Below are 1,292 nucleotides of genomic sequence, written 5' to 3'. Positions count from 1 at the left end.
CTGGCCGAGACGCAGAAGCAGGTCACGGCGCTGGCCGATCTCGCGCCGGTCAAGCCGCCGGCTGCAACCGATGCGGGTCCCCGTTTCGACGTCGCGCGCATCGACGATCGTGGCGAGGCCGCGGTGATCGCCGGCCAGGCCACGCCGGGTGCGAAGGTCGAGTTGCTGCGCGACGGCAAGCCGCTCGACACCGTCACGGCCGATGCGTCGGGCCAGTTCGTGATGACCCCGCCGCAGCTTCCCGCCGGTTCCTATGAGCTGACCTTGCGGGCGAGATCGACCGACGGGACCGTCACGCAATCCAGCCGCAGCATGCCGGTGACGATCGCCGAGGCCGCGCCGCCGCCGGCACCGGCCGTGCGGCAAGAAGCGAAACAAGAGCCGAAACAGGCCGAGAAGCCTGACGACAAGCCGGAAGTCGTGGCCTCCTTGCCCTCGGCATCGCCACACCTGGCCTCAGCGCCCGACAGGCCCACGGCTCGGCCCAGATTGACGGGCGCACTGAGGCCGAAGGTCATGGCCCGGGCAGCGGCGACCGCTGTCGCATCGGCTTCCCCGGCGGACGCACTCAGTGGCACACCAGCGGAAGCGGGTGGCAGCCGTGTGATCTCCCGCGGCGACAGCCTGTGGGCGCTCAGCAAGCTCGCCTATGGTGACGGCGCCCGCTACGCCGTGATCTTCAACGCCAACCGCAACAAGATCCACAATCCCAATTTGATCTATCCCGGCCAGACCTTCGTGATGCCGCCAAAGGCGCAGTGACGTTCAAGCATTTCGCCGCCGTCATTCCGGGGCGTCGCGAAGCGACGAGCCCGGAATCCATCGTGCCACCGTTCTGCCGCCCTATGGATTCCGGGCTCGCGCCGAGAGGCGCGCCCCGGAATGACGCGCCGCATAGAGCGAGGAGCTCGGCTCGCCCGCGACGCTTTGCCCTGTGTCGCTCCGGAACTATCGGTTCCCCCGCGCGTCATTGTGATGCGACGCAGTGCGCGCTTGGCGTTGGGAGGAGGCTGAGGTGGTCAGGTCAGTTTTCATGTCCGGACGCATGGGACTGGCGCTGGCGGGTGTTGCCCTCATGTTTGGGGCCGTGCTGCTGCCTGACAAGGCCGAGGCCCAGTTCGGATTGCGCGGCGGTCCGCTCGGCGTTGCACGTTTTGCCGTCGGTCACGTGATCGGCCTGTCGCGCTTGCGGCATGCCCGTATGGCGGAGCGCGGTGGCCGCTACCGCTCGGCCGCGCTGAGGTCGCAGGATCCCCGCGGCGCCGAGCGCGGCCAGCCGGCCAACCCTTACG

Annotated in this window: 1 protein-coding gene and 1 pseudogene; both read left to right on the top strand. The window is 69.0% G+C overall.

From position 1 onward, the window contains the following. Positions 1-762, top strand: a 762-nt coding sequence (locus CWO91_RS42220) for a LysM peptidoglycan-binding domain-containing protein (RefSeq protein ID WP_130221176.1), incomplete at its 5' end; no start/stop codon positions are given. Between the two features lie 271 nt (positions 763-1,033). Then, positions 1,034-1,292: pseudogene (locus CWO91_RS42215) on the top strand (Spy/CpxP family protein refolding chaperone); the annotation flags it as partial.

The organism is Bradyrhizobium genosp. SA-3, assembly GCF_004212635.1.
Lineage (GTDB): Bacteria > Pseudomonadota > Alphaproteobacteria > Rhizobiales > Xanthobacteraceae > Bradyrhizobium.
The sequence above is the reverse complement of the archived record's forward strand: the minus strand, read 5'-3'. Positions and strand labels throughout refer to the sequence as shown.